The sequence below is a fragment of the Microcystis sp. M53603_WE2 genome, assembly GCF_030065435.1.
The window spans coordinates 1-1,300 of the sequence record NZ_JASJFF010001168.1; the positions used below are offsets into that span (position 1 = coordinate 1).

The window sequence follows — 1,300 nt, forward strand, 5'->3', positions numbered from 1 at the left end:
ATCTGGGAGGGATCGGGGGGAAAATCCCTGGACTTTTTCCCTGAAAATTAGGTAATTTACCAGATGAAAATGGGTAAAAACCTACACCCCACACCCCACACCCCACACCCCACACCTCACACCCTGTCCCCACGAAAAACTTTTTCAGCAAACCCTAATTATCTCGTCATTTTCCCCCAGCAGATGACGCGCAAAACGTCGAGCTAGGGGCGGAGCCGATACAAGTGTACTGGTAAAACCAGAAAATACCTGCAATCCCACTTTATCGGCGATCGCTCCCACCAGAGGCCGTCCCGAGGGGGCAAAGGCCACTAGGCAATGATGACAGCTGCCGGGGAGAGAGGCTAAAGAGGGCAGCAATGTCCCCACGGCGGCGCGTATTGCTTTTTCCCCCGTCAGAGGGTTTAAACTCCCGCCTGGATCGGTGATAATGGCGCTAATTTGCCCTAGATAAAGACTTTGATCCCGGAATTGTACCGCCCCCGTTTCTAAAACACTGGCAATTATTTCTGGGGTTTCTCTCTGCCAAATGCCCTGCTTTTCTAGTTGGGTGATTTTTTGCTCTAATACCAATCTGGCAGGAATTGCAGGCATAACTAGGGTGTTTAATTTGATCTCAGTGGGGGGAATTTTGATCACCTGGGCATGGGTAAAATAGACGGGAGCAGTAATACCGGATTTTTGCAGTAAAGACCGAGTTAATCCCCCGGCACAGACGATAGTTTCCCCGGCAGAATAATTATTTTTAGGAGTTTTTACGCCGGTAATTCTCGATGCAGTTTCAATTAATTCGATGACAGCTTCCCGAATAATCTTGCCTCCCAGACGCAGGAAAGCTTGTTGATAGGCAAGATTAGTTTTTTCGGCGTTAATGTGACCGTGGGGCAGTCGTAAAACTCCGGAGATAGCTGCGGGATTTAATAGAGGTTCTAAAGCGATCGCTGCCTGCGGATCGAGAATTTCGGGGGTAATAGCAAAGATAGCAAATTTTTCGGCCACAGTGACCGGATCATCTTCGGGGTTAACGGTGAGAATTAGCTCTATGTCCCGGTATTCATTATCTATGCCCAATTCCTGGGATAAATTGCGCTGAATTTCTCGACCTTCTTGATATAATTTTCTCTGGATTTCTGTGGTGGCCGACCAATAGGCTAAACCCCCGTAACTGTAGAAAGTGGCGTTGAGGGGATGGGTTTCTTTTTCTAATAAGAGGACTCGACTGCCTAGGTTAGCTAGTTCATAACTTAAGGCGGAACCGGTGATACCACCACCGATAATTATGTAATCATAAGTTGTGGTC

2 protein-coding genes are annotated in these 1,300 nt (G+C 47.7%); one reads left to right on the forward strand and one right to left on the reverse strand.

Going from position 1 to position 1,300, the window contains the following annotated elements; genetic code table 11:
* The first annotated feature begins 63 nt into the window (after positions 1-63).
* Entirely contained in the window at positions 64-207 is a 144-nt protein-coding gene (locus PX481_RS24540) for a hypothetical protein (protein ID WP_288023531.1), read from the forward strand.
* On the opposite strand, the gene PX481_RS24545 is transcribed toward PX481_RS24540, so the two are convergent.
* On the reverse strand, positions 145-1,300 hold a 1,156-nt coding region (locus PX481_RS24545), incomplete at its 5' end, for an NAD(P)/FAD-dependent oxidoreductase (protein ID WP_288096551.1). The two genes, PX481_RS24540 and PX481_RS24545, sit on opposite strands and share 63 nt — an antisense overlap.

Coding starts and splice junctions, on each gene's coding strand:
- PX481_RS24540 (WP_288023531.1), top strand. CDS start 64: ATGAAAATGGGTAAAAACCTACACCCCACACCCCACACCCCACACCCC.